Origin of the sequence: Lysobacter sp. OAE881 (assembly GCF_040546665.1) — a bacterium.
Lineage (GTDB): Bacteria > Pseudomonadota > Gammaproteobacteria > Xanthomonadales > Xanthomonadaceae > Lysobacter_J > Lysobacter_J soli.
The window spans coordinates 690,932-710,797 of the sequence record NZ_JBEPOG010000001.1 but is presented as its reverse complement, the minus strand read 5'-3'; the positions used below and the strand labels follow the sequence as shown (position 1 = coordinate 710,797).

18 protein-coding genes are annotated in these 19,866 nt (G+C 68.5%); 2 read left to right on the top strand and 16 right to left on the bottom strand.

Annotation, left to right across the window (positions count from 1 at the left end; translation table 11 throughout):
• Positions 1-10: 10 nt before the first annotated feature.
• Positions 11-922, bottom strand: coding sequence for an EamA family transporter RarD (gene rarD, locus ABIE51_RS03205; protein WP_192632204.1), 912 nt, complete (start codon positions 920-922; stop codon positions 11-13).
• On the bottom strand, positions 919-1,869 hold the full coding sequence (yedA, locus tag ABIE51_RS03200) for a drug/metabolite exporter YedA (protein WP_192632203.1): 951 nt from the start codon (positions 1,867-1,869) through the stop codon (positions 919-921). Before yedA ends, rarD begins: the two co-directional genes overlap by 4 nt.
• 249 nt (positions 1,870-2,118) lie before the next feature.
• Here yedA and ABIE51_RS03195 point away from each other — a divergent pair, with 249 nt between their 5' ends.
• Positions 2,119-2,613, top strand: a complete 495-nt coding sequence (locus tag ABIE51_RS03195; RefSeq protein WP_192632202.1) for an Lrp/AsnC family transcriptional regulator — start codon at positions 2,119-2,121, stop codon at positions 2,611-2,613.
• A gap of 61 nt (positions 2,614-2,674) precedes the next feature.
• On the opposite strand, the gene ABIE51_RS03190 is transcribed toward ABIE51_RS03195, so the two are convergent.
• The 13 genes from ABIE51_RS03190 to ABIE51_RS03130 form a co-directional block, all read right to left on the bottom strand.
• A complete protein-coding gene (locus ABIE51_RS03190) occupies positions 2,675-3,505 on the bottom strand; it encodes a methylated-DNA--[protein]-cysteine S-methyltransferase (RefSeq protein WP_115841180.1) in 831 nt (276 codons plus the stop codon).
• An 83-nt stretch (positions 3,506-3,588) separates the two neighbouring features.
• On the bottom strand, positions 3,589-5,850 hold the full coding sequence (locus ABIE51_RS03185) for a carboxy terminal-processing peptidase (protein WP_115841179.1): 2,262 nt from the start codon (positions 5,848-5,850) through the stop codon (positions 3,589-3,591).
• Positions 5,851-6,113: 263 nt separating this feature from the next.
• Complete coding sequence (gene lipA / locus ABIE51_RS03180) at positions 6,114-7,127, bottom strand: lipoyl synthase (protein WP_157029136.1); 1,014 nt, start codon at positions 7,125-7,127, stop codon at positions 6,114-6,116.
• A gap of 56 nt (positions 7,128-7,183) precedes the next feature.
• Positions 7,184-7,873 carry a lipoyl(octanoyl) transferase LipB gene (gene lipB, locus ABIE51_RS03175; protein ID WP_115841177.1) on the bottom strand — a complete coding sequence of 230 codons (690 nt, stop codon included), beginning with the start codon at positions 7,871-7,873 and terminating at the stop codon, positions 7,184-7,186.
• Positions 7,861-8,139, bottom strand: a complete 279-nt coding sequence (locus ABIE51_RS03170; protein ID WP_115841176.1) for a DUF493 family protein — start codon at positions 8,137-8,139, stop codon at positions 7,861-7,863. Before ABIE51_RS03170 ends, lipB begins: the two co-directional genes overlap by 13 nt.
• Positions 8,140-8,245: 106 nt before the next feature.
• Positions 8,246-9,460, bottom strand: coding sequence for a D-alanyl-D-alanine carboxypeptidase family protein (locus tag ABIE51_RS03165; protein ID WP_157029132.1), 1,215 nt, complete (start codon positions 9,458-9,460; stop codon positions 8,246-8,248).
• A 58-nt stretch (positions 9,461-9,518) separates the two neighbouring features.
• Positions 9,519-10,715, bottom strand: a complete 1,197-nt coding sequence (locus ABIE51_RS03160) for a septal ring lytic transglycosylase RlpA family protein (protein ID WP_192632201.1) — start codon at positions 10,713-10,715, stop codon at positions 9,519-9,521.
• Positions 10,712-11,881 (bottom strand): lytic murein transglycosylase B, encoded by a 1,170-nt coding sequence (gene mltB / locus ABIE51_RS03155; protein WP_192632200.1) that lies wholly within the window; start codon positions 11,879-11,881, stop codon positions 10,712-10,714. Before mltB ends, ABIE51_RS03160 begins: the two co-directional genes overlap by 4 nt.
• Before the next feature lie 149 nt (positions 11,882-12,030).
• Positions 12,031-13,143, bottom strand: coding sequence for a rod shape-determining protein RodA (rodA, locus tag ABIE51_RS03150; protein WP_115841172.1), 1,113 nt, complete (start codon positions 13,141-13,143; stop codon positions 12,031-12,033).
• Positions 13,140-15,197 carry a penicillin-binding protein 2 gene (gene mrdA / locus ABIE51_RS03145; protein ID WP_192632199.1) on the bottom strand — a complete coding sequence of 686 codons (2,058 nt, stop codon included), beginning with the start codon at positions 15,195-15,197 and terminating at the stop codon, positions 13,140-13,142. The genes rodA and mrdA overlap by 4 nt, the downstream gene beginning before the upstream one ends.
• Before the next feature lies 1 nt (position 15,198).
• The gene (mreD, locus tag ABIE51_RS03140) at positions 15,199-15,684 is read right to left on the bottom strand and encodes a rod shape-determining protein MreD (protein ID WP_192632198.1); all 486 of its coding nucleotides are present in this window, start codon (positions 15,682-15,684) and stop codon (positions 15,199-15,201) included.
• The gene (gene mreC, locus ABIE51_RS03135; protein WP_192632197.1) at positions 15,681-16,862 is read right to left on the bottom strand and encodes a rod shape-determining protein MreC; all 1,182 of its coding nucleotides are present in this window, start codon (positions 16,860-16,862) and stop codon (positions 15,681-15,683) included. Before mreC ends, mreD begins: the two co-directional genes overlap by 4 nt.
• Positions 16,863-17,009: 147 nt before the next feature.
• Positions 17,010-18,056 carry a rod shape-determining protein gene (locus tag ABIE51_RS03130; RefSeq protein WP_115841168.1) on the bottom strand — a complete coding sequence of 349 codons (1,047 nt, stop codon included), beginning with the start codon at positions 18,054-18,056 and terminating at the stop codon, positions 17,010-17,012.
• Between the two features lie 299 nt (positions 18,057-18,355).
• On the opposite strand from ABIE51_RS03130, the gene ABIE51_RS03125 reads away from it, so the two are divergent.
• Complete coding sequence (locus tag ABIE51_RS03125) at positions 18,356-19,288, top strand: carbohydrate kinase family protein (RefSeq protein ID WP_115841167.1); 933 nt, start codon at positions 18,356-18,358, stop codon at positions 19,286-19,288.
• Between the two features lie 89 nt (positions 19,289-19,377).
• On the opposite strand, the gene ABIE51_RS03120 is transcribed toward ABIE51_RS03125, so the two are convergent.
• Positions 19,378-19,845, bottom strand: a complete 468-nt coding sequence (locus ABIE51_RS03120; protein ID WP_192632196.1) for an aminoacyl-tRNA deacylase — start codon at positions 19,843-19,845, stop codon at positions 19,378-19,380.
• Positions 19,846-19,866: the final 21 nt, after the last annotated feature.

Sequence of the window (19,866 nt, the reverse complement as noted above, 5' to 3'; positions counted from 1 at the left end):
CGCGATGTCCTCACGCCGTGGCGGGGACCGCCGGCTGACGCCGCGCCCGCCACAATCCTTCGCCGGCGAAGATCGCCAGCGCGATCCAGATGAAGACGAAGCCGGTCGCGCGATCGCGATCGAAGGCTTCGTTGAAGAACAGCACGCCGAGCAGGAACTGGATCGTCGGCGCGATGTACTGCATCAGCCCGACCACCGACAGCGGCGCGCGTCGTACCGCATAGGCGAAGCCGATCAGCGGCAGCGCGGTCAGCACGCCGGCGAAGATCAGCAGTACGTCGGCGACGAGTCCGTAGCCGCCGCCGAATCCACCACCGCCGTGCGTCTCGCTCCACAGCAGCAGCGCGAGGGCCGGCAGGAAAAGGTAGACGCCCTCGACTGCAAGGCCGCTCACCGCATCCACCGCGACCAGCTTGCGGATCAGGCCGTACAGACCGAACGACAGCGCCAGGCCGAGTGCGATCCACGGCGGCTGCCCGTACTGCCACGTGAGCCACGCCACGCCGGTGGCGGCGATGGCGACCGACAGCCACTGCACGCGGTTGAGCCGCTCGTGCAGGAACACCACGCCGAGCACGACACTGATCAGCGGATTGATGAAGTAGCCGAGGCTGCTTTCGACCACGTGCCCGGCGTTCACCGCCCAGATGTACAGGCCCCAGTTGAAGGCGATCAGCACGCCGCTCAGCGCCAGCATCCCCGCGGCGCGCGGCCGCGCGAGCGTCGCCTTCAGCCAGCCGCGGCCCTGCTTCCAGCCGAGCCAGCCGGCGACGAGCAGCGCGCTCCAGACGATCCGGTGCAGCACGATCTGCAGCGACGGGACGTTCTTGAGCAGGTGCCAGTACAGCGGCATCAGGCCCCACAGGACGAAGGACGCCGCCGCGATCCAGAGCCCGTTACGGGTGTCGTGACCGGTGTTCATGCCGCGGGCTCCGACGACGAGGCGGCCGACGGCGCAGCCGCTACCGGCTTCGCAGCGCGCGCCTTCGCCAGCGTGATGATCACCACGCCAACCAGGATCACCGCCATCGCACCGAGGTCATGCGCGGTGAAGTGCTCGCCGCCGATCAGCGCGCCGAACAGCACCGCGATCGGCGGGTTGACGTAGGCGTAGCTGGTCGCGAGCGCCGGCCGCACGTGGTGCAGCAGCCAGATGTAGGCGGTAAAGCCGAAGATGGAACCGGCGACGACGAGGTACAGCATCGCGCCGGTCGCCGACAGCGTCGGCATCTGCGTGATGCGCTCGCCGTGGATCACCGCGGCGACGAGCATCCAGATGCTGCCGGTGAGCATCTGCCCGGCGGCGGACATGAAGGGCTGCGGCAGGTCCTGGTCGCGGCTCCAGATCGAACCCCACGCCCAGGCGATCGGCGCGATCACCAGGCAGATGAGCCCAAGCGTGGAGGACGACAGTTCGCCGCCCGCGTTGAGCCAGAGTACGCCGAGGAAACCGATGATCAGGCCGACCCATTCGATCTTCGACGGATGGCGGCCGCGCAGCATCGCGAAGACGCCTGCGAACAGCGGCATCGATGCGACGGCGATCGCGGCGAGGCCCGAGCCGACTTCAGTCTCGGCCAGATTCACCAGCCCGTTGGACAACAGCACCATCCAGATCGAGAGGATCCACAACGTGCGCCATTGCTTGCCGGTCGGCGACGCGACGCCACGCGCGCGCAGCACGACGTACATGATGAGGCCGGCGAGGAACATGCGGCCGGCGCCGAGCAGGAACGGCGGATAGCTTTCCAGCGCGAAACGGATGGCCAGGTACGTCGAGCCCCAGAGGATGTAGACCGAAGCCAGGGCGAAGGCGACGGCCAGCGCGCCGGGCGCGGCCCGGTCGGCGTGAGGTGCAGCGGTGCTCATGCGGATTCCATGCGTGGGGTGGAGGTGCGGCACTGCTCTACTTCGATGAACGCGGCAATCGGCAACACAGCGTTGCGGCGACCGCGAGCGCCGGACGACATCGAGGCACCGTGCGGTCGGAGCGTTCTGCCCTGTTCGGGCGGGACGCCACGCACGCGCGGTGCCGGGAGTCGTTCGGATGGGTGAAGCGTAACGCGCACCGGCCGCGACATGCTTGATAAATCGTGCGCCCTGACGCAAAAATTTTGCATGGCCAAAACACCCGTCGTACTGGACGAGTTCGACCACCGCCTGCTGGAGCTGCTGCAGCGCGACTCGGCCTCGACGCTGACCGCGCTCGGCGAAGCCGTGGGGCTATCGGCGAGCGCCGTGCAGCGGCGCATCACGCGCTATCGCAAGCACGGACTCATGCGCGAGGTCGCCGTTCTGGACTCCACCCTGCTCGGCACCACCACGCTGGCGACGGTGCTGGTTGCGATGGAGCGCGAATCAGCCAAGCTCCACGCCGCCTTCCATGCCCGCATGCGCGCCGCGCCGGAAGTGCAGCAGTGCTACTCGCTGGCCGGCGAGTGGGACTACCTGGTGATCCTCTGCACCACCGGCGTCGCGCATTGCCGCGAAGTCGCCGACCGGTTGTTCATGGACGAAGGCAACATCAAGCGCTACGAGACGCGGATGGTGTTCGACGTGGTGAAGTCGGGACTGCAGGTGCCCACTCGCGTGCCGGTTCGGCGTCGGAAGTGACGGATTGCGCCGCTGGAGCCGACGACACGCGCGCCAGCTACGACACGCCCGTCGCGCCCGCTCACGCCACGCGCTCGCGCTCCAGCACGCGCTGCTTCATCGGCAGCCCCCAGCGATAGCCGCCCAGTGAGCCATCGCCGCGCACCACGCGGTGGCACGGCACGACGATGGCGACATGGTTGTTCGCGCATGCATTGGCCACGGCGCGCATGGAACGCGGATGGCCAATCTCCTCCGCGATCTGCGTGTAGCTGCGCGTCTGTCCGTGCGGGATCTTCATCAGCGCATCCCACACCTTCTTCTGGAACGCCGTGCCGATGAGATCCACCGGAACCTGCGCCTGTCGTCCGGCGAGTGCCTCGGCGACCGCACGCAGGCGCGGTGCGAGGAATTCGTCGCGCCCGGCATCGACACGTTCCAGCTGCGCCTTGGGGAATTCCGCGTGCAACTTCGCTTCGAGCGCCGCGGCATCCTCACCCAGCTCGATCATGCAGATGCCGCGCTCGGTCGTTGCGACCAGCGCCTGTCCGAGCGCGGTGTCGGCGATGCTCCAGCGGATCTGCTCGCCCGCGCCACCAGCGCGATAGCGCGCCGGTGTCATGCCGAGTTTCGCCGCGCCGCCTTCGTAAACGCGCGACGGCGAACCGTAGCCCGCGTCGTACAGCGCCGCGCTGACGTCGCTGCCTTCGCGCAGGGCGCCCTTCAGCGTGCCGAGCTTGCGCTGCGAGAGGTACTCGGCCGGGCTCAGGCCGAAGCGCTCGGCGAAGCGGCGCTGCAGATGCGAGGCGCTCAGTCCGACGCTTGCCGCGAGGTCGGCGAGTGTGGGCTCGCCCTCGTCCATCAGGCGGCGGGCATGTTCGAGCTTGTCGCGAAGTTGGCGGGCAGTGTTCATGGCCCAAACAGTAACGGGCGCCCGAGGGCGCCCGCTATCCGATCCTTGTTGTGCCTGGCGTGGGGATTTCCCCCGACGTCGTGTCAGTCGGCCCAGTGGCCCGCCGTCGTCGCGGTCGGTAGCACCTGCGCCGACAGCTGGCGATCGTTGTTCAGCAGGCGCACCGCATCGGCGAGGATGGCGGCCGATTCGCGCAGCAGCGGGTCCGGGCGCTTGTCGGCGAGCTTCTCGCGTTCGGCGTCCTTGGCGATGTCGCGCTCGTTGGCGGCCAGGCCGTCGTCGTTGTAGTCATCGGCCAGCGGGTCGAGGTCCAGGCCCAGCGCCTTGCGCTGTTCCTGGCGCGACTTGCGCTTGGCTTCCTCGCCATCGCGCTCGGCGCGGCGCTCGGCCTCGTTGAGGCTCACCCACTTCTTGGCCCGCTCATCGCGGAACTGCGCGACGTCCTCGCTCCACCACTGGAATTCCTTGTCGTTCGCGATGCGCGTGGTGTGCAGCGCCTCGAGCTTCGGAAGCAGCGGCGAGAAGTTGCCGTAGGTGGTGTGCGGCACGGCCGAGATGCGCGTCCACGGCAGCGCGTTGTCGTACGTGCTTTCGCCGTACTCGCTCGCGTCGACCGAGACCGGGAAGGCCACGTCCGGCACCACGCCCTTGTTCTGCGTCGAACCGCCGCTCACGCGGAAGAACTGCGCGATGGTCAGCTTCACCTGACCGAAGCGCGCTTCTTCATTCGCCGGCCAGCGGTCGAGGTCGACCAGGTTCTGCACCGTGCCCTTGCCGAAGCTCGTTTCGCCGATGACCAGACCGCGACCGTAATCCTGGATCGCGCCGGCGAAGATCTCCGACGCCGAAGCCGATCCGCGGTTGATCAACACCGCGAGCGGGCCTTCCCACGCGATGCCGGTGTCGCTGTCGCCTTCCACGCTCACGCGGCCGCCGGACTCGCGCACCTGCACGACCGGACCGCGGTCGATGAACAGGCCGGTGAGTTCGATGGCTTCGTTGAGCGAGCCGCCGCCGTTGTTGCGCAGGTCGAGCACGACGCCGTCGACGTTCTTGCCGCGCAGCTCTTCCAGCAGCTTGGCGACGTCGCGCGTGGCCGAAGCGTAGTCGTTGCTGTTCTTCCGGCGACCTTCGAAGTCCTGGTAGAAGCCGGGCAGTTCGATCACGCCGATGCGCTGCTCCGGCGCGCCGTTCGCGGCCGGGATGGTGATGACCTTCGACTTGGCGGCCTGGTCTTCCAGGCGCACCTTGTCGCGCACCAGCACCAGGCGCTGCGGCTGGCTGTCCAGGCCCGCTTCGGCCGGGATCACGTCCAGGCGCACCTTCGTGCCCTTGTTGCCGCGGATCTTGGCGACGACGTCGTCGATGCGCCAGCCGATCACGTCTTCCATCGCGCCGCTTTCGCCCTGGCCCACGCCGACCACGCGGTCGCCGGGCTTGAGCTTGCCGGACTTGCCGGCTGGACCGCCGGGCACGATCTCGCGGATCGCGACCACGTCGTCCTGCTTCTGCAACACGGCGCCGATGCCTTCCAGCGAGAGCGACATCGACACGTTGAAGTTGTCGGCCGTCTTCGGCGTGAAGTAGTCGGTGTGCGGATCGACCGAGTTGGCGTAGCTGTTGAGGAAGGTCTGGAACACGTCCTCGCCCTTCAGCTCGGCGATGGACTTGCCCATGTTCGCGTAACGCTTGTCGAGCGTCTTGCGGATGTCGTCGGGCTTCTTGCCGGCGAGCTTCAGGCGCAGCCAGTCGTTGCGTACCGAGGCCTTCCACAGCGTGTCGAGCGCCGCATCGTCGGTCGCCCACGGCGCCTTCTCGCGGTCGTACTCGTAACGGTCGTTGCCGGTGAAATCGAACATGTCCTGCTTGAGCAGGCCGCGCGCGTAGCCCACGCGCTGGTCCACGCGCTGCTTGTACGTCGCGAAGATCGCGTACGCCGGCGCGAGGTCGCCGCTCTTGATCGCGTCGTCGAACTTCAGCTTGTAGGCATCGAACTTGGCGATGTCCTGCGCGGTGAAGAACTGCTTGCCGCCGTCGAGCGATTCGAGATAGCGCTTGTAGATGTCGGCCGAGAGCGTGTCGTCCAGCGCGACCGGGCGGTACGCGTAGCGGCTGTCGGACAGCAGGCCGTAGACGAGTTTCGCCGCCGTGGTCTGGTCGGCGGTGGCCGCGCGCGGAAGCTGCGAGACCTCCATCGACTTGATCAGGTTCGGCTTCTCGTGCGTCGGAACTTCAACCTGCGAAGTCTTCTTGTCGGCCGCGCTGTCGGACTGCGCGAGCAGTGCCAGGGGCGAGGCCAGCGCGAGGGCGACGAGGACGGAGGCGGGAGTGGTCTTGGCTTTCATCGAGGAGGCTTCGCGACCGCATGCGGCCGAATGGGGGTCCTGAGGAGACGAACGCAGAATGGAGTGCGGTTCGACAACCCCACAGTGCCGAAAGTTGCGGGACGTGTCACCCACCGGGGGTGGGAATTAGCGTGCCGGTCGCCGCACTTCGCCCGTTCACCCGGGCGCGTTCAGCTGGGCGACGGGCTGCGGTCAGGCACGACTCAGCCTCGGCCTTTGCCGATCAACACGATGTGAGCGCAATGCGACGGTTGGCGCGGCGGTCACCCGGCCGCGACGACCCCGGCTTCGATCGCCGATCGGTCGGCGTGATACGACGAGCGGACCAGCGGACCGGAGGCGACGTGGGTGAAGCCCAGCGCGTAGCCGTACTCCTCCAGCGCCTTGAACTCCTCCGGCGTCCAGTAACGCAGCACCGGATGGTGGTGCGCGCTGGGCTGGAGGTACTGGCCGATGGTGATCATGTCCACGTCGTGGTCGCGCAGGTCGCGCAGCGTGCCCTGCACCTGCTCCATCGTCTCGCCCAGGCCGAGCATGATGCCGCTCTTGGTGGCGACCTCCGGATGCTGCGCCTTGAACTTCTTCAGCAGCGTCAGCGACCACTGGTAGTCGGCGCCGGGACGCACGTTGCGATACAGGTCCGGCACGGTCTCGACGTTGTGGTTGAACACGTCCGGCGGGCTGGCGGCCATGATCTCCAGCGCGCGCTCCATGCGCCCCTTGCCGCGGAAGTCGGGCGTGAGGATCTCGATGCGCGTGCGCGGGCTGTGCTCGCGGATCGCGGCGATGCAGTCGACGAAATGCTGGGCGCCGCCGTCGCGCAGGTCGTCGCGATCGACGCTGGTGACGACCACGTACTTCAGGCCCATGTCGGCGACGGTGGTCGCAAGGCTCAAGGGCTCGGACGGATCCGGCGGCTTCGGGCGGCCGTGGGCGACGTCGCAGAAGCTGCAGCGGCGGGTGCACACCTCGCCCAGGATCATGAAGGTCGCCGTGCCGTGGCTGAAGCACTCGTGGATGTTCGGGCAGCTGGCTTCCTCGCACACCGTGACCAGACGGTTCTCGCGCAGCTTCGACTTGAGCTGCTGCACCGAGTTGCCCGACGGAATGCGCACGCGGATCCACGACGGCTTGCGCAGCACCGGGGCGTCGGCGAACTGCACCGGCGAGCGGGCGATCTTGTCGCCGGCGATCTGCTTCACGCCCGGCTGCAACGACGACGCGGCGTCGCCGCTCACGACCGAAAGCGGGATGGTCTTGGAGGCGGTCTCGGACATGGCGTGGGGGAATCTCTGGATCGGCAACGCGCCGGAAAAAGACGGCGCCGGGAAGGTCAGAACGTCGGCGGCGGGGCCGTTTCGACGGTCAGTCCGAACTGGCGGGCGACGTGCCCGATCAGCACCGGCTTGACCGGCTCCAGCCCGGAAGGGCCGCCCAAGTCTAGCATCGAGGTCACCTGCAGCCCCTGGTAGCCGCAGGGGTTGATGCGCCGGAACGGCTCCAGGTCCATCGCGATGTTGAAGGCGAGGCCGTGGAAGGTGCAGCCGCGGCGCACGCGGATGCCGAGCGCGCCGATCTTCGCCCCGTTCACGTAGACGCCGGGGGCGCCGTCGCGTCGCTCGGCGTGGATGTTCCAGTCGCCGAGCGTGTCGATCATCGCCTGCTCGATGCGGTGCACGTATTCCTTGACGCCGACCTTCAGGCGCTTCAGGTCCAGCAGCGGATACAGCACGATCTGGCCCGGGCCGTGATAGGTCACCTGGCCGCCGCGATCGACGTGGATCACCGGGATGTCGCCGGGGAACAGCACGTGCTCGTCCTTGCCGGCCTGGCCGAGGGTGAACACCGGATCGTGCTCGACCAGCCACAGCTCGTCGGGCGTGTCGGCGGTGCGCGCGTCGGTGAAGGCCTGCATGGCGTGCCAGACCGGTTCGTAGGCACGGCGACCGAGGTCGCGCAGCTGCGTCGGCGGCAGCGTCCGAAGCGGTTCCGGCGCGACGACGGGCTCGCTCAGAGCGTCCACTTCACTTCCGGATGCTCGCGCAGCACCTGGTGCGCCAGGTCGTACTGCTCGCGATCCCGCGCGCGGAAGGTGATGCGCACGGAGACGTAGCGGCCGTTGCTGGACAGCTTCCAGTTGACGGTTTCCTGCACCACTTCGATGCCCGCATCGAGCAGCAGCGTCGGCAGCACCGTTTCCAGGTCCTTCTCGGCGGCGCCCATGGCGCTCAGCTCGAACGTGCCCGGGAACTGGAACCCGTGCTCGGGGTTGTCGGATTTGATTTCCATGGCCGGATTATGGGTCCGGGGCCCGGCAAACCCAAGGCGCCGTAACGCGAAAGGCCGGCTTGCGCCGGCCTTCTTCACATCGCGGGATGCTGCGTTGCGCGGAGGGTTACTCCGACTCCCACCACATCCAGAACTCGTCCCACAGGCGCTTGAAGAAGCCGCCCTGCTCGACCGCGTTGAGCGCGACCAGCGGGCGCTCGGCCACGACCTTGCCGTCGAGCGTGACCTTCACAGAGCCGATCTTCTGGCCTTTCGCGATCGGCGCGACGAGCTGCTTGGGCACGTCCATCGTCGGCTTCAGCTGGTCGTACTTGCCGCGCTGCACCGTCACCAGCAGCGGTTCGGCGACGCCGAGCTGCACTTCGTCGGACGCACCCTTCCACACCTTCTGCTTCGCGATCGCCTTGCCGGCGTCGTAGAGGTTGTGCGTCTCGAAGAAACGGAAGCCCCAGTTCAGCAGCGCCTGCGAATCCACGGCGCGCTGGTTCTCGCTGCTGGACCCCATGACGACGGAGATCAGGCGCTGGTCGCCGCGCTTGGCCGAGGCCATCAGGCAGTAGCCGGCGCCGGAATGGTGGCCGGTCTTGATGCCGTCGACCGACGGGTCGCGCCACAGCAGCAGGTTGCGGTTCGGCTGGGTGATCGGGCCGACCGTGAATTCCTTGATCTTGTTGTACGAGTACGCGACCGGGTAGTCGTGCACCAGCGCGCGGCCGAGCAGCGCGAGGTCGTGCGCGGTCGAGTAATGCTCCGGCGCGGACAGGCCGGTCGGGTTCACCCAATGCGTGTTCTTCAGGCCGATGCGCTGCGCATACTGGTTCATCAGCGCGGCGAAGGCGTCGGTGCTGCCGGCGACGTGCTCGGCCAGCGCGATGGCGGCGTCGTTGCCCGACTGCACGACCATGCCCTTTTCCATCTCGAGCAACGGCGCGGTCTTGTTGACCTCGAAGCCGGAGTAGCTGCCATCGGTGCCGGCGCCGCCGACGCGCCAGGCGTTCTCGGTCATCATCACCTGGTCGTCGGGCTTGACCTTGCCGGCCGCCATTTCGGCGGCGATGACGTAGCTGGTCATCACCTTGGTGATGCTCGCCGGTTCCAGGCGCTGGTCGTAGTTCTCCCCGGCCAGGACGTTGCCGCTGGCGGCGTCCATCAGCACCCAGGCGCTGGCGGTGATCTGCGGCGGCGGCGGGACCGGCAGCGACTGGCTCGCGGGCGGCAGCTGCGTGCGCGGCGTCGGGGTGGTCTGGGCGATGGCGAGGCCGGCCACGAGGGTCGTGGTGGCCGCGAGGACGGCGGCTCTGGCGAGAGCGGGGACTTTCATTTTCTACGAAGCTCCGGGCACCGGCAGGGACCGGCGATTGGCAAGGATGGGACGAATTCTAGTCGCGGACGCGCTGCGGCTGGCCGAAACCCAGACCCGCGATGCGCTGTGCAAGTTCCGTGGCCTGCGTGGCCTGCAGCGGCCCGACGCGCAGCCGCCACACGGTCTGGCCGTTGGCGCTGGCGTCGCTGATCTGGGCGCCGTCGATGCCGGCCGCGCGCAGGCGCGTCAGGGCCCGGTCGGCGTTGTCGCGGGCGGAAAAACTGGCGACCTGGAAGACGACGTCGTCGCCGGCGACCTGGGCCGGTGCTGGCGTCGGAACCGGCGCCGGGACGATGGCGGGCTTTGCCGTGGTGGCGACCGCGACCGCCACGTCGAACTTGCCGGTCTGGCTGGCCATCGGCGTCGGCTTGCCCGTGGCGATGCGCACGCCGGGCGGAAGTACGGCGGCATTCGCCGAGCCGACCGGGATTGCCGCGACCAGGCGGTCCATCGCGCTCGGCGGCTTGGCCGGCGCGGGTGCAGGCGCCGGAGCCGGCGGCGCCGCGGCGTAGACCGGCGCATCGTCGTCCGGCGTCAGCGCGCGCACTTCGACGTTGCCGGTGCCACGCGCGGTGATGCCGAGCTTCACGGCTGCGGCGTAGGAGAGGTCGATCACGCGGCCGTCGTGGAACGGGCCGCGATCGTTGACGCGCACCACCACCGACCTGCCGTTGTCCAGGTTGGTCACGCGCGCGAAGCTCGGCAGCGGCAGCGTCTTGTGCGCGGCGGTGAAGGCGTACATGTCGTACACCTCCAGGTTGGACGTGCGCCGGCCGTGGAACTTCTGGCCGTAGTACGACGCGGTGCCGCGCTCGACGTAGCCCTTCGGGTTAGCGAGCACCTTGTAGGTCTTGCCGAGCACGACGTAGCTCGGGCGATTGCCGATGGCCGACCGCGGCTCGTTGGTGACCTCGGGCTCGGGAATGGCGTCGACGTCGGGGACGTAGTCCGGCGTGCTGTCCTTCACGCCCGGCTTGTACAGGCCGCCGGCGGTGTAATGGCCGCGCGTGTTCGGATCTTCCTGCGCCGGCGCGTACGGCGATTTCTTCTTTCCACCGGGCAGCGGCGCGTGGTGCACGCCACCGCGATCGGGCGCGGCGACCGGCTGCGAACCCGATTTCTTCGGCGAACTCGCGCACGCCGCGAGGGTAAGCACCGCGGCCGCCAGGAGGGCCCGGGCAGCCACGGCGCCAAGGGCAGGCAGGCGCGTCATGCGGACGGCTGTCCGTCGGATGCGGTCGCGACGTCCGCATCGCCTCGCCCGGCGATGGCCTGGCTCAGCTGGTACACCGCCATCGCGTAATGCTTGGAGATGTTGTAGCGGGTAATCGCGTAGAAGTTGCGGAAACCGAACCAGTATTCCGGACCGCTGGTGCCGTCGAGCATCACCACCGTGGCGTGTTCGCCCGCGGGCGAGACCGGCGTGAGCGGGCGGAAGCCGCGCGTGGCCAGGTCATCCATCGTGTAGAGCGGATCCAGGCTTTCCGGCTCGATCGGCTTCGCGTTCGCGGCCGCGTTGGCGCGTACCGTCACCGGGCCGCCGCGTTCCCAGCCGCCCTTCTTCACAAAGTAGTTGGCGATGGAGGCGAAGACGTCGTCGAGGTTGTTGAACAGGTCGCGCTTGCCGTCGCCGTTGCCGTCCACCGCGAACTCGCGGTAGCTCGACGGCATGAACTGGCCCCAGCCCATCGCACCGGCATAGCTGCCCTTGAGCGTGGTGATGTCCAGTCCCGTTTCCTTGCCCAGCGCGAACAGCTGCGCGAGTTCGCCACGGAAGAACGCCTCGCGGCGGTTCTCGCGATCGAGCTTGGCCGGGTCGCCGCTGCGCGGATACGCGAAGGCGAGCGTGTACAGCGCATCGAGCACCGGGTACGAGCCGGTGTTGCGTCCGTAGTTGGTTTCCACGCCGATGATCGAGACGATCACTTCGGCCGGCACGCCGTAGGTCGCTTCGGCACGTGCGAGTTCGTCGCGGTGTTCGGCGAGGAACGCGCGACCGCCGTCGATGCGCGACTGCGTGATGAAGATCGGGCGGTAGTCGCGCCACGGCTTGGCTTCGGCGGGCTTCGACATCGCGGCGATGATGCTGTCGCGGATTTCGGCGCGGGCGAGCACCGACTCGATGTACGCCGGATCGATGCCGTACTGCGCGGCGGTCTCGCGCACGAACGCGGCACGCGCGACCTCCAGCGGCTGCTGCACGACCGGCGCCGGCAACGCAGGCGTACCCGGCACGTGCCGTGGCTTGGCGGCTGCGGGAGCGGGAGCGGTGGCGGTCGGGGTCTGCGGCGCGGGCGCCTGGGTCTGGGTGGCGCAACCGGCCAACGCGGCAAGAATCGCGCTGATCGCGGCGCTACGAGTGAGGTGGCGTCGGGTCATCGCCGCGAGGGTAGCACGCACTTGCGAGGCCAAAAACCGCGTGTTCAGCCTCACCGCGGGCAACAGTCAGGTTCGCCTGCGCCCATTCGACGCATGCGGTGCGGATCGGTCTCATCCGCGGCGCACGCAGCTTGGTCGTCGACGTTTTCTCAGCGCGCGTAGACCGGGCGATGGGCCCGAACCGCCATCACCACGCCCAGGCCGGCCAGCAGCGAGACCGCGGACGTGCCGCCGTAGCTCAACAGCGGCATCGGTACGCCGACCACGGGCAACAGGCCGGAGATCATGCCGCCGTTGACGATCACGTACACGCAGAACGCCAGGCCCAGCGCGCCGGCGATCAGGCGCGAGTAGCCGTCGCGCGCTTCGGAGGCGATCCACAGGCAGCGGCCGATCACGAACAGGTACAGCGCCAGCACCGTCGCCACGCCCATCCAGCCGAATTCCTCGCTGAGCACGGCGAAGATGAAGTCGGTCGTGTGTTCGGGCAGGTAGTTCAGGTGCGACTGCGAGCCCTGCCCCCAACCCTTGCCGGTGAGGCCGCCGGCGCCGATGGCGATCTTCGACTGGATGATGTTCCAGCCGGTGCCGAGCGGGTCGGATTCGGGGTTGAGGAAGGTCAGGATGCGGTCCTTCTGGTACGGCCTGAGCAGCCAGAACCACGCGACGGGCGCGACTGCGGCCACCGCGCCGAAGGCCATGCCGAACCACCACCACGGCAAGCCGGCCAGGTACAGCGCGAACGCGCCGCTGGTGGCGACCAGCATCGCGGTGCCGAAGTCCGGCTGCAGCAGGATCAGCCCGGTCGGTGCGGCGATCAGCAATCCGGCGAGCAGCACGGTGCGGAAGCGCGGCGGAAGCGCCTGGCGATCCAGATACCACGCCACCATCATCGGCAGGCTCAGCTTGAGCAGTTCCGCCGGCTGCACGTAGACGACGCCGAGGTTGATCCAGTGCCGGCCGTGCTTGCCGGTGCCGATCAGCAGCACCAGCAGCAGCGGCACGAGCGAGGCCGCGAACACGAACGGCGTCCAGTTGCGCAGCTGGTTCGGCGGCACGCGCGAAAGCGCCCACATCACGCCGAGCCCCGCGACGAAGAACGCGCCCTGACGCACGACCAGACCCATGGCGTGGTCGGCGGCGCTGTACAGCACGGCCAGCCCGATCACCATCAGCGCGAGCAACGCGCCCAGCAGCGGCAGGTCGAGCGTGCGCGCGAAGCGAACCAGCAGGTCGAACAGCCAGCGCAGGATCTGCCTCATCGGGTGGGCTCCAGGGGCGGTGTCTGCGTCTGCGGCTGCGACGGTTGCGGCTGCGCTTGTGTTGTCCCGCCCGCGGCAGGCGGAGTTGCGACGACGGCGCGCGGCGTCGGCAGGATCGGCACCACCGGCGCGCCCTGGGTCGCCGCGGCCGCCACGACCGGCGCCGCATGCGGCTGCGCCGGACGCGTGTACTTCGGATCGGTCGGCACCGGTTCGGGCATCTTGCCCAGCAGCCATGCGTCGAAGATCTTGCGCGCGATCGGCGCCGCCGTGCTGCCGCCGAAGCCGCCGTGTTCGACCGAGATGGCGACCACGATCGTCGGGTTGTCCGCCGGCGCATAGCCGACGAACAGCGCCTGGTGACGCAGGTGGTACGGCAGCGAGTGCGGATCGAAACTCTGGCTGCCCTTGCGGCTGATCTTCTGCGCCGTGCCGGTCTTGCCCGCCATCAGATACGGCGCGCCTGCGGCCATCGCGCGCCCGGTGCCGCCCGGGCCCATCGTCGCCATCATGCCTTCCTGCACGGCGCGCAGGTTGTTCGCGTTGTCGGTGATGCGCGGCGCCTCGGGCTGCTTGAGCGGCACCCACGGCGTGTCGTAACCGTCGCGCCGTTCGGCGACCAGGTGCGGACGCACGAGGTGGCCGCCGTTGGCGATCGCTGCCGTGCCGCGCACGAGCTGCAGCGTCGTGGCGATCCAGTAGCCTTGGCCGATGCCCGCGTTCACCGTCTCGCCGGCGTACCACGGCTCCTTGCTGCGCGTGCGCTTCCACTGCGGCGACGGCACCACGCCCTTGTTCTCGCCGGCCAGGTCGATGCCGGTCTTGTCGCCGAATCCATACTTGCGCATGTACTCGTCGAAGCGCTCGATGCCCATGTCGTAGGCGAGCTTGTAGTAATAGAAGTTCACCGACGCGGCGATCGACTTGCGCAGGTCCGTCCAGCCCGCGCCGCCGTGGGCGTCGCGCCAGCCGCGCTTCTGGCCGGGGATGTAGAACGTGCCGGTCGAAAACACCTTCGACTCGGGCGTGCGCAGGCCGCTGTCGAGGCCGGCCAGTCCGATCAGCGGCTTCACCGTCGAGCCCGGCGGGCCGCCGCCGAGCACGTTGCGGTTGAACAGCGGGCGCGACGGGTTGTCCATCAGCGCGCGGTAATCGACGTTGGAGATGCCGTTGACGAACAGGTTCGTGTCGTAGCCCGGCAGGCTGACCATGGCGAGGATCTCGCCGGTGCGCGGGTCCATCGCGATGGCCGAGCCGTCCATGTCGCCGAATGCCGTCACCATCGCCTGCTGCAGGTCCAGGTCGATGCTCAGCCGAAGGTCCGCGCCGGGCGTGGCCGGCACGTGGCCGACCTGGCGCATCGGGCGGCCGTCGACGTTGGTTTCGATCTGCTCGTAGCCGACCTTGCCGCGCAGCGCTTCCTCGTAATAGCGCTCCAGCCCTGTCTTGCCGATGTGCGTGAGCGCCGCGCCGCCTTCGCCCAGCTCCTTCAGGTCGTCCGCGTCGATGCGGCCGACGTAGCCGATCACGTGCGACAACAGCTCGCCATACGGATAACGGCGATTGAGGTACGGCACCAGGTCCACGCCGGGATAGCGCCAGCGATCGACCGCGAAGCGCGCGGCCTCTTCCTCGGTGACGCGCAGCTTCAGCGTGATCGGCTTGTAGCCGCGGGTGGCGCGGCGTTCGTCCTCGAAGCGCGCGATGTCCTCCGGCGTGAGGGCGATGATCTGTCCCAGCGCCGGCAGCCACGTTTCGCTTTTGCCGGCTTCGAACGGCGTCACTTCGATGCGGTAGGCCGGCACGTTGTCGGCCAGCACGCGCCCCTTGCGATCCAGGATCAGCCCGCGCCCCGGCACCACCGGCCGCAGCTTGATGCGGTTGGCTTCCGAACGCGTGGCGTAGTCGTCGTGCTGCCAGACCTGCAGGCGGAAGTACCAGAAGCCCAGTCCCGCCAATGCCAGCATCACGCAGGCGAAGGCGATGGCGGAGCGCAATCGGAACTGGTTGGCTTCGGCTGCGCTGTTCTTCAGGACGCGACGACGCGGGCCCATCTCAGCGCGCCCTCCATCGACCGTGGCGGAGCGAGTCCAGCGCGACGTAGGCCAGCGGCCACAACACCATGCCGGTGACCGGCGAGGCCCAGCGCAGCGGATGGAGCGGCGCGACGCCGACGGCGATGTGGATCGCCGCGGTGACGATGCAGTCGTTCAGCAGCAGGCCACCAATCGCCAGCGCCTGCTGCGACACCGGGAAGAACCGCAGCCGCGCGCGGAAGCGCTGCAGGATGTAGGCCATCACCACCAGCCGCAGCGCCTGTTCGCCGAACAGGCTACCGGTGACCAGGTCGCCCAGCAGGCCGATGACGAAGGCCAGGCCGAGCCCGACGTGATCGGGGTCTTCGATCACCCAGTACGCCAGCACCAGCGCCAGCCAGTACGGACGCAGCGGCTGCACCGAGACGGGCAGCGGCAACAGCATCAGCATCAGGGCCACGACGATGCTGACCGGCAGTACCCATTGCGGACGGGCGCGGGTCATCGGCGAGTCTCCGACGGCGTCGGCTGGGTGGGCGGCTGGGTGGACGGCGGATTTGCCGCGGGCGTGCGTGCGGCAGGCGTGGTCGGTTGCTGCCCGGGTGGGGTGCTGGCGGGACGCGTGTTCGTGCCGCTGCTCCCCGGAGCGGCGCGGGTCGCGGGCGTGCTGCCTGGCGTACCTGTGGCCGGCGGATTCGCTGCGCCGTTCGCGGCGGGGTTGCCCGGCTGCGTCGATGCAGCGCCTTGGACTGCTGCGGGCGCTGCGCCCGGCGCGGTGGCCGAGACGGTCCCTGCGGCGGCCGCATCTGACGGCGTGAAGGCCGTCGCGCCCGGCAGCGGATTGGGCATCGAAAGCAGCACCAGCACTTCGCGGCCGCGGTCGAGCTGCGCCGCCGGCGTGACTTCGCCAATGAGGAAAGCGCGGCTGTCGTCGGGCTTGAGCGAGGCGATCTTGCCCACCGGGAAGCCCGGTGCGAAGCGGCCGCCCAGGCCGGACGTGACCAGCACGTCGCCGACCTTCACGTCGCTGGAGAGCGGCACGCTGGTCAGGCGCAGCTTGTCGCTGCGGCCTTCGCCGTAGACCACCAGCCGCACGCCGTTGCGCGCCACCGCCACCGGCACCGCGTGCGAGGGATCGGTCAGCAGCAGCACGTTGGCGTACATCGGCGTGACCGCAATGACCTGCCCCAGCAGGCCGTTGGCGTCGATCACGTTCTGCCCGACCTGCACGCGCTCGCGCGAGCCGGCATTAAGGACGAGCCGCTGCCGGGCGGGATCGAGGTCGATATCGAGCACCGGCGCGAGGACCACGTCGAGGTTGCCGGACTGCGACGCCTCGAGCAGCCCGCGCAGACGCGCGTTGTCGGCGGCGAGCGTCGCCAGCCGCGCCATGCGCGCCTGGTTGAGCATGAGGTCGTTGCGCAGGCGACGGTTTTCGGCGGTGAGCTGGGCCAGCGTGCCGGCGTCCTCGCGGACGCGATCGACGACCTGCCCCGGCCAGCCGGCCACCATCCACAGCGGCTGCACGAGCAGCGTCACCTGGCGGCGCGCCTGCGCGAGCCAGCCACCGCGGTGGTCGAGCACGATCAGCACCACCGCCAGCGCCAGATAGGCGAGCAGCTTGAGCGTGCCGGCCACGTCACCGGGGCGTGCGGAAGCGGGAGGGCCGGCGTAGGTGGGCATCGGGGCCGGAAGAGGCGGATCAGGTGTGGGACTTCGACGTTCGCGGCCGGGCGGGAATCCCCTTCGGCCGGCCGCGATGCGCGTTCATTCGGGGAAAGGACGGCCCGGGGCGTCGAAACGCGATGCCCGAGCCGGTCCCCGGTTCGATCATTCCGGCGCGAAGAACTCGTTGCCGTGCATGTCGACCAGCTCCAGCGCGCGGCCGCCGCCGCGGGCGACGCAGGTCAGCGGGTCGTCGGCGACCTGCACGTGCAGGCCGGTTTCCTCGCTGATCAGGCGATCCAGGTCGCGCAGCAGCGCGCCGCCGCCGGTCAGGACGATGCCGCGCTCGGCGACGTCGGCGCACAGTTCCGGCGGAGTCTGCTCCAGCGCCAGCTTGATCGCCGAGACGATGCCGGCCAGCGGCTCGCGCAGGGCTTCCAGCACTTCGTTGGAGTTGATGGTGATCATCTTCGGCACGCCCTCGGCGAGGTTGCGGCCGGAGACTTCCACCGTCGCCGCCTTCTGCTGCGGGTAGGCGCAACCGATCTCGAGCTTGATGCGCTCGGCCGTGGCTTCGCCGATCAGCGTGCCGTAGGTGCGGCGGACGTAGCTGATGATCGACTCGTCGAAGCGGTCGCCGCCGATGCGGACCGACGCGGAGTAGACGATGCCGTTGAGCGCGATGACCGCCACTTCAGTGGTGCCGCCGCCGATGTCCACCACCATCGAGCCGCGGGCCTCGGTCACCGGCATGCCGGCGCCGATGGCGGCCGCCATGGGTTCCTCGATCAGGTAGACCTCGCGCGCACCGGCCTCTTCGGCCGATTCCTTGATCGCGCGGCGCTCCACCTGGGTCGATCCGCACGGCACGCAGACCAGCACGCGCGGGCTCGGGCGCAGGAAACGGCTCTTGTGCACCTTGCGGATGAAGTGCTTGAGCATTTCCTCGGTGTAGGTGAAGTCGGCGATGACGCCGTCCTTCATCGGCCGGATGGTCGTGATGTGGCCCGGGGTGCGCCCGAGCATCATCTTGGCCTCGCTGCCCACCGCCGCCACGGTGCGGTTGCCGCCGATCAGGCGGTCCTGGCGGACGGCCACGACGGACGGCTCGTTCAGGACGATTCCCTGCCCGCGGACGTAGATGAGGGTGTTCGCCGTGCCCAGGTCGATGGACAGGTCGTTGGAAAACATGCCGCGAAACTTCTTGAACATCGAGGATCGGCCGTCGAAAGGTGGGGGCGTGAGAGGCGCGTGAGGGGTTCGCTAGCCTAGCAACCACCCCCTTGCGGCACAAGGAAAATACCTGCAATTACGGGCACTTCGTGCCCTCTCCCGTCACGTTTCGGAAGCGTCCTATGCCGGGGCGGGCGAACGGTTCAGCTGGCCGGTCGCTGGCCGCGGGCGCCCCCAGCGGCTACCCTAGCGCCCGCGCGGCGCTGGGCCGCTGCTCCGTGACCTCACGCACCACGCCGGAACCGCGCCGCGGACGGCCCTGAACCCTGGGAATTTCGATGTCTGCACTGATCTGCGGCTCGCTGGCCTACGACACCATCATGGTGTTCCCCGACCAGTTCAAGAACCACATCCTGCCCGACAAGGTGCACATCCTGAATGTGTCCTTCCTCGTTCCGCGGATGCGCCGCGAGTTCGGCGGCTGCGCCGGCAACATCGCCTACAACCTCAAGCTGCTCGGCGGCGATCCGATCCCGATGGCCACCGTCGGCCAGGACTTCGCGCCCTATCGCGAGCACTTCCAGCAGCAGGGCATCAACCTGTCGCAGGTGAAGGAGATCGAAGAGCTCTTCACGCCGCAGGCCTTCATCACCACCGACCACGACAACAACCAGATCACCGCGTTCCATCCGGGCGCGATGATGCGTTCGTACGAGAACCACGTACGCGACGTCCCGGGCGTGACGTTCGGCATCGTCAGCCCCGACGGCCGCGAAGGCATGCTGCAGAACGCGCAGGAATTCGCCGAGCTGGGCATTCCCTTCATCTTCGATCCGGGCCAGGCCATGCCGCTGTTCAACGGCGAGGAGCTGCGCAACTTCATCGAGCTGGCCGACTACGTCACCGTCAACGACTACGAGTCCAACCTGCTGCAGGAACGCACCGGCTGGAGCGAGAACGACATCGTCAAGCGCGTGAAGGCCTACATCACCACGCGCGGTCCGCACGGCTCGCAGATCCACACGCCCGAGAAGACCATCGACGTCCCGCCGGCGCACGAGCGCCGCGTGACCGATCCGACCGGTTGCGGCGACGCGTTCCGCGCCGGCCTGATCTACGGCATCGAGAAGGGCTACGACTGGCTCACCATCGGCCGCATGGGCAACCTGATGGGCGCGCTGAAGGTCGAACATCCGGGCACGCAGAACCAGCGCTTCGATTTCGACGAGTTCAACGAACAGTTCAAGCAGCAGTTCGGTTACGCGCTGTGAAGCCGTGATTCGTGAATGGTGATTCGTGATTCGGAGAGAGCCGTGTTTTCGCTCTTCGAATCACGAATCCCGAATCACCAATCACGGCTCTACATCATGTGCGCCAGCCAGAGCATCTCCGGCGCGGCGAGGCGCTCGAACTCGCGGTACGGCATGCGCACCACTTCGGTGTGGTTGCCGGCGTTGAATGCGATCTCTTCCTGGTGCGCCAGTCGGGAATCGATGTAGACCGGCATGCCGTAGAGATGGCCGAACGGCGGCATCGCGCCCGGCTCGCAGTCGGGGAACGCATCGCGAAATTCCGACTCTTCCGCCAGTTCCACCGGCACGCCGCCCAGCGCGAGCGACAGGCGGTAAAGATCCGCGCGATACGCCGCCGGCATCACGACCATGGCGAGTCGGCCGTCGGCCTTGAGCATCACCGTCTTGGCGAAGTGGTTGGGCTCCACGCGCACCGCCGATGCGGTCTCGTGCGCGGTCACCGTACGCGGATGCGTGAGCGTCGTGTAGGGCGCCTGGCCCTGGTCGAGCAGGTTGTGCAGACGTGGGGAGAGCATGGCGTCCTCCACCCGATGGGC

Coding starts and splice junctions, on each gene's coding strand:
- rarD (WP_192632204.1), bottom strand. CDS start 922: ATGAACACCGGTCACGACACCCGTAACGGGCTCTGGATCGCGGCGGCG.
- yedA (WP_192632203.1), bottom strand. CDS start 1,869: ATGAGCACCGCTGCACCTCACGCCGACCGGGCCGCGCCCGGCGCGCTG.
- ABIE51_RS03195 (WP_192632202.1), top strand. CDS start 2,119: ATGGCCAAAACACCCGTCGTACTGGACGAGTTCGACCACCGCCTGCTG.
- ABIE51_RS03190 (WP_115841180.1), bottom strand. CDS start 3,505: ATGAACACTGCCCGCCAACTTCGCGACAAGCTCGAACATGCCCGCCGC.
- ABIE51_RS03185 (WP_115841179.1), bottom strand. CDS start 5,850: ATGAAAGCCAAGACCACTCCCGCCTCCGTCCTCGTCGCCCTCGCGCTG.
- lipA (WP_157029136.1), bottom strand. CDS start 7,127: ATGTCCGAGACCGCCTCCAAGACCATCCCGCTTTCGGTCGTGAGCGGC.
- ABIE51_RS03170 (WP_115841176.1), bottom strand. CDS start 8,139: ATGGAAATCAAATCCGACAACCCCGAGCACGGGTTCCAGTTCCCGGGC.
- ABIE51_RS03165 (WP_157029132.1), bottom strand. CDS start 9,460: ATGAAAGTCCCCGCTCTCGCCAGAGCCGCCGTCCTCGCGGCCACCACG.
- ABIE51_RS03160 (WP_192632201.1), bottom strand. CDS start 10,715: ATGACGCGCCTGCCTGCCCTTGGCGCCGTGGCTGCCCGGGCCCTCCTG.
- mltB (WP_192632200.1), bottom strand. CDS start 11,881: ATGACCCGACGCCACCTCACTCGTAGCGCCGCGATCAGCGCGATTCTT.
- rodA (WP_115841172.1), bottom strand. CDS start 13,143: ATGAGGCAGATCCTGCGCTGGCTGTTCGACCTGCTGGTTCGCTTCGCG.
- mrdA (WP_192632199.1), bottom strand. CDS start 15,197: ATGGGCCCGCGTCGTCGCGTCCTGAAGAACAGCGCAGCCGAAGCCAAC.
- mreD (WP_192632198.1), bottom strand. CDS start 15,684: ATGACCCGCGCCCGTCCGCAATGGGTACTGCCGGTCAGCATCGTCGTG.
- mreC (WP_192632197.1), bottom strand. CDS start 16,862: ATGCCCACCTACGCCGGCCCTCCCGCTTCCGCACGCCCCGGTGACGTG.
- ABIE51_RS03130 (WP_115841168.1), bottom strand. CDS start 18,056: ATGTTCAAGAAGTTTCGCGGCATGTTTTCCAACGACCTGTCCATCGAC.
- ABIE51_RS03125 (WP_115841167.1), top strand. CDS start 18,356: ATGTCTGCACTGATCTGCGGCTCGCTGGCCTACGACACCATCATGGTG.
- ABIE51_RS03120 (WP_192632196.1), bottom strand. CDS start 19,845: ATGCTCTCCCCACGTCTGCACAACCTGCTCGACCAGGGCCAGGCGCCC.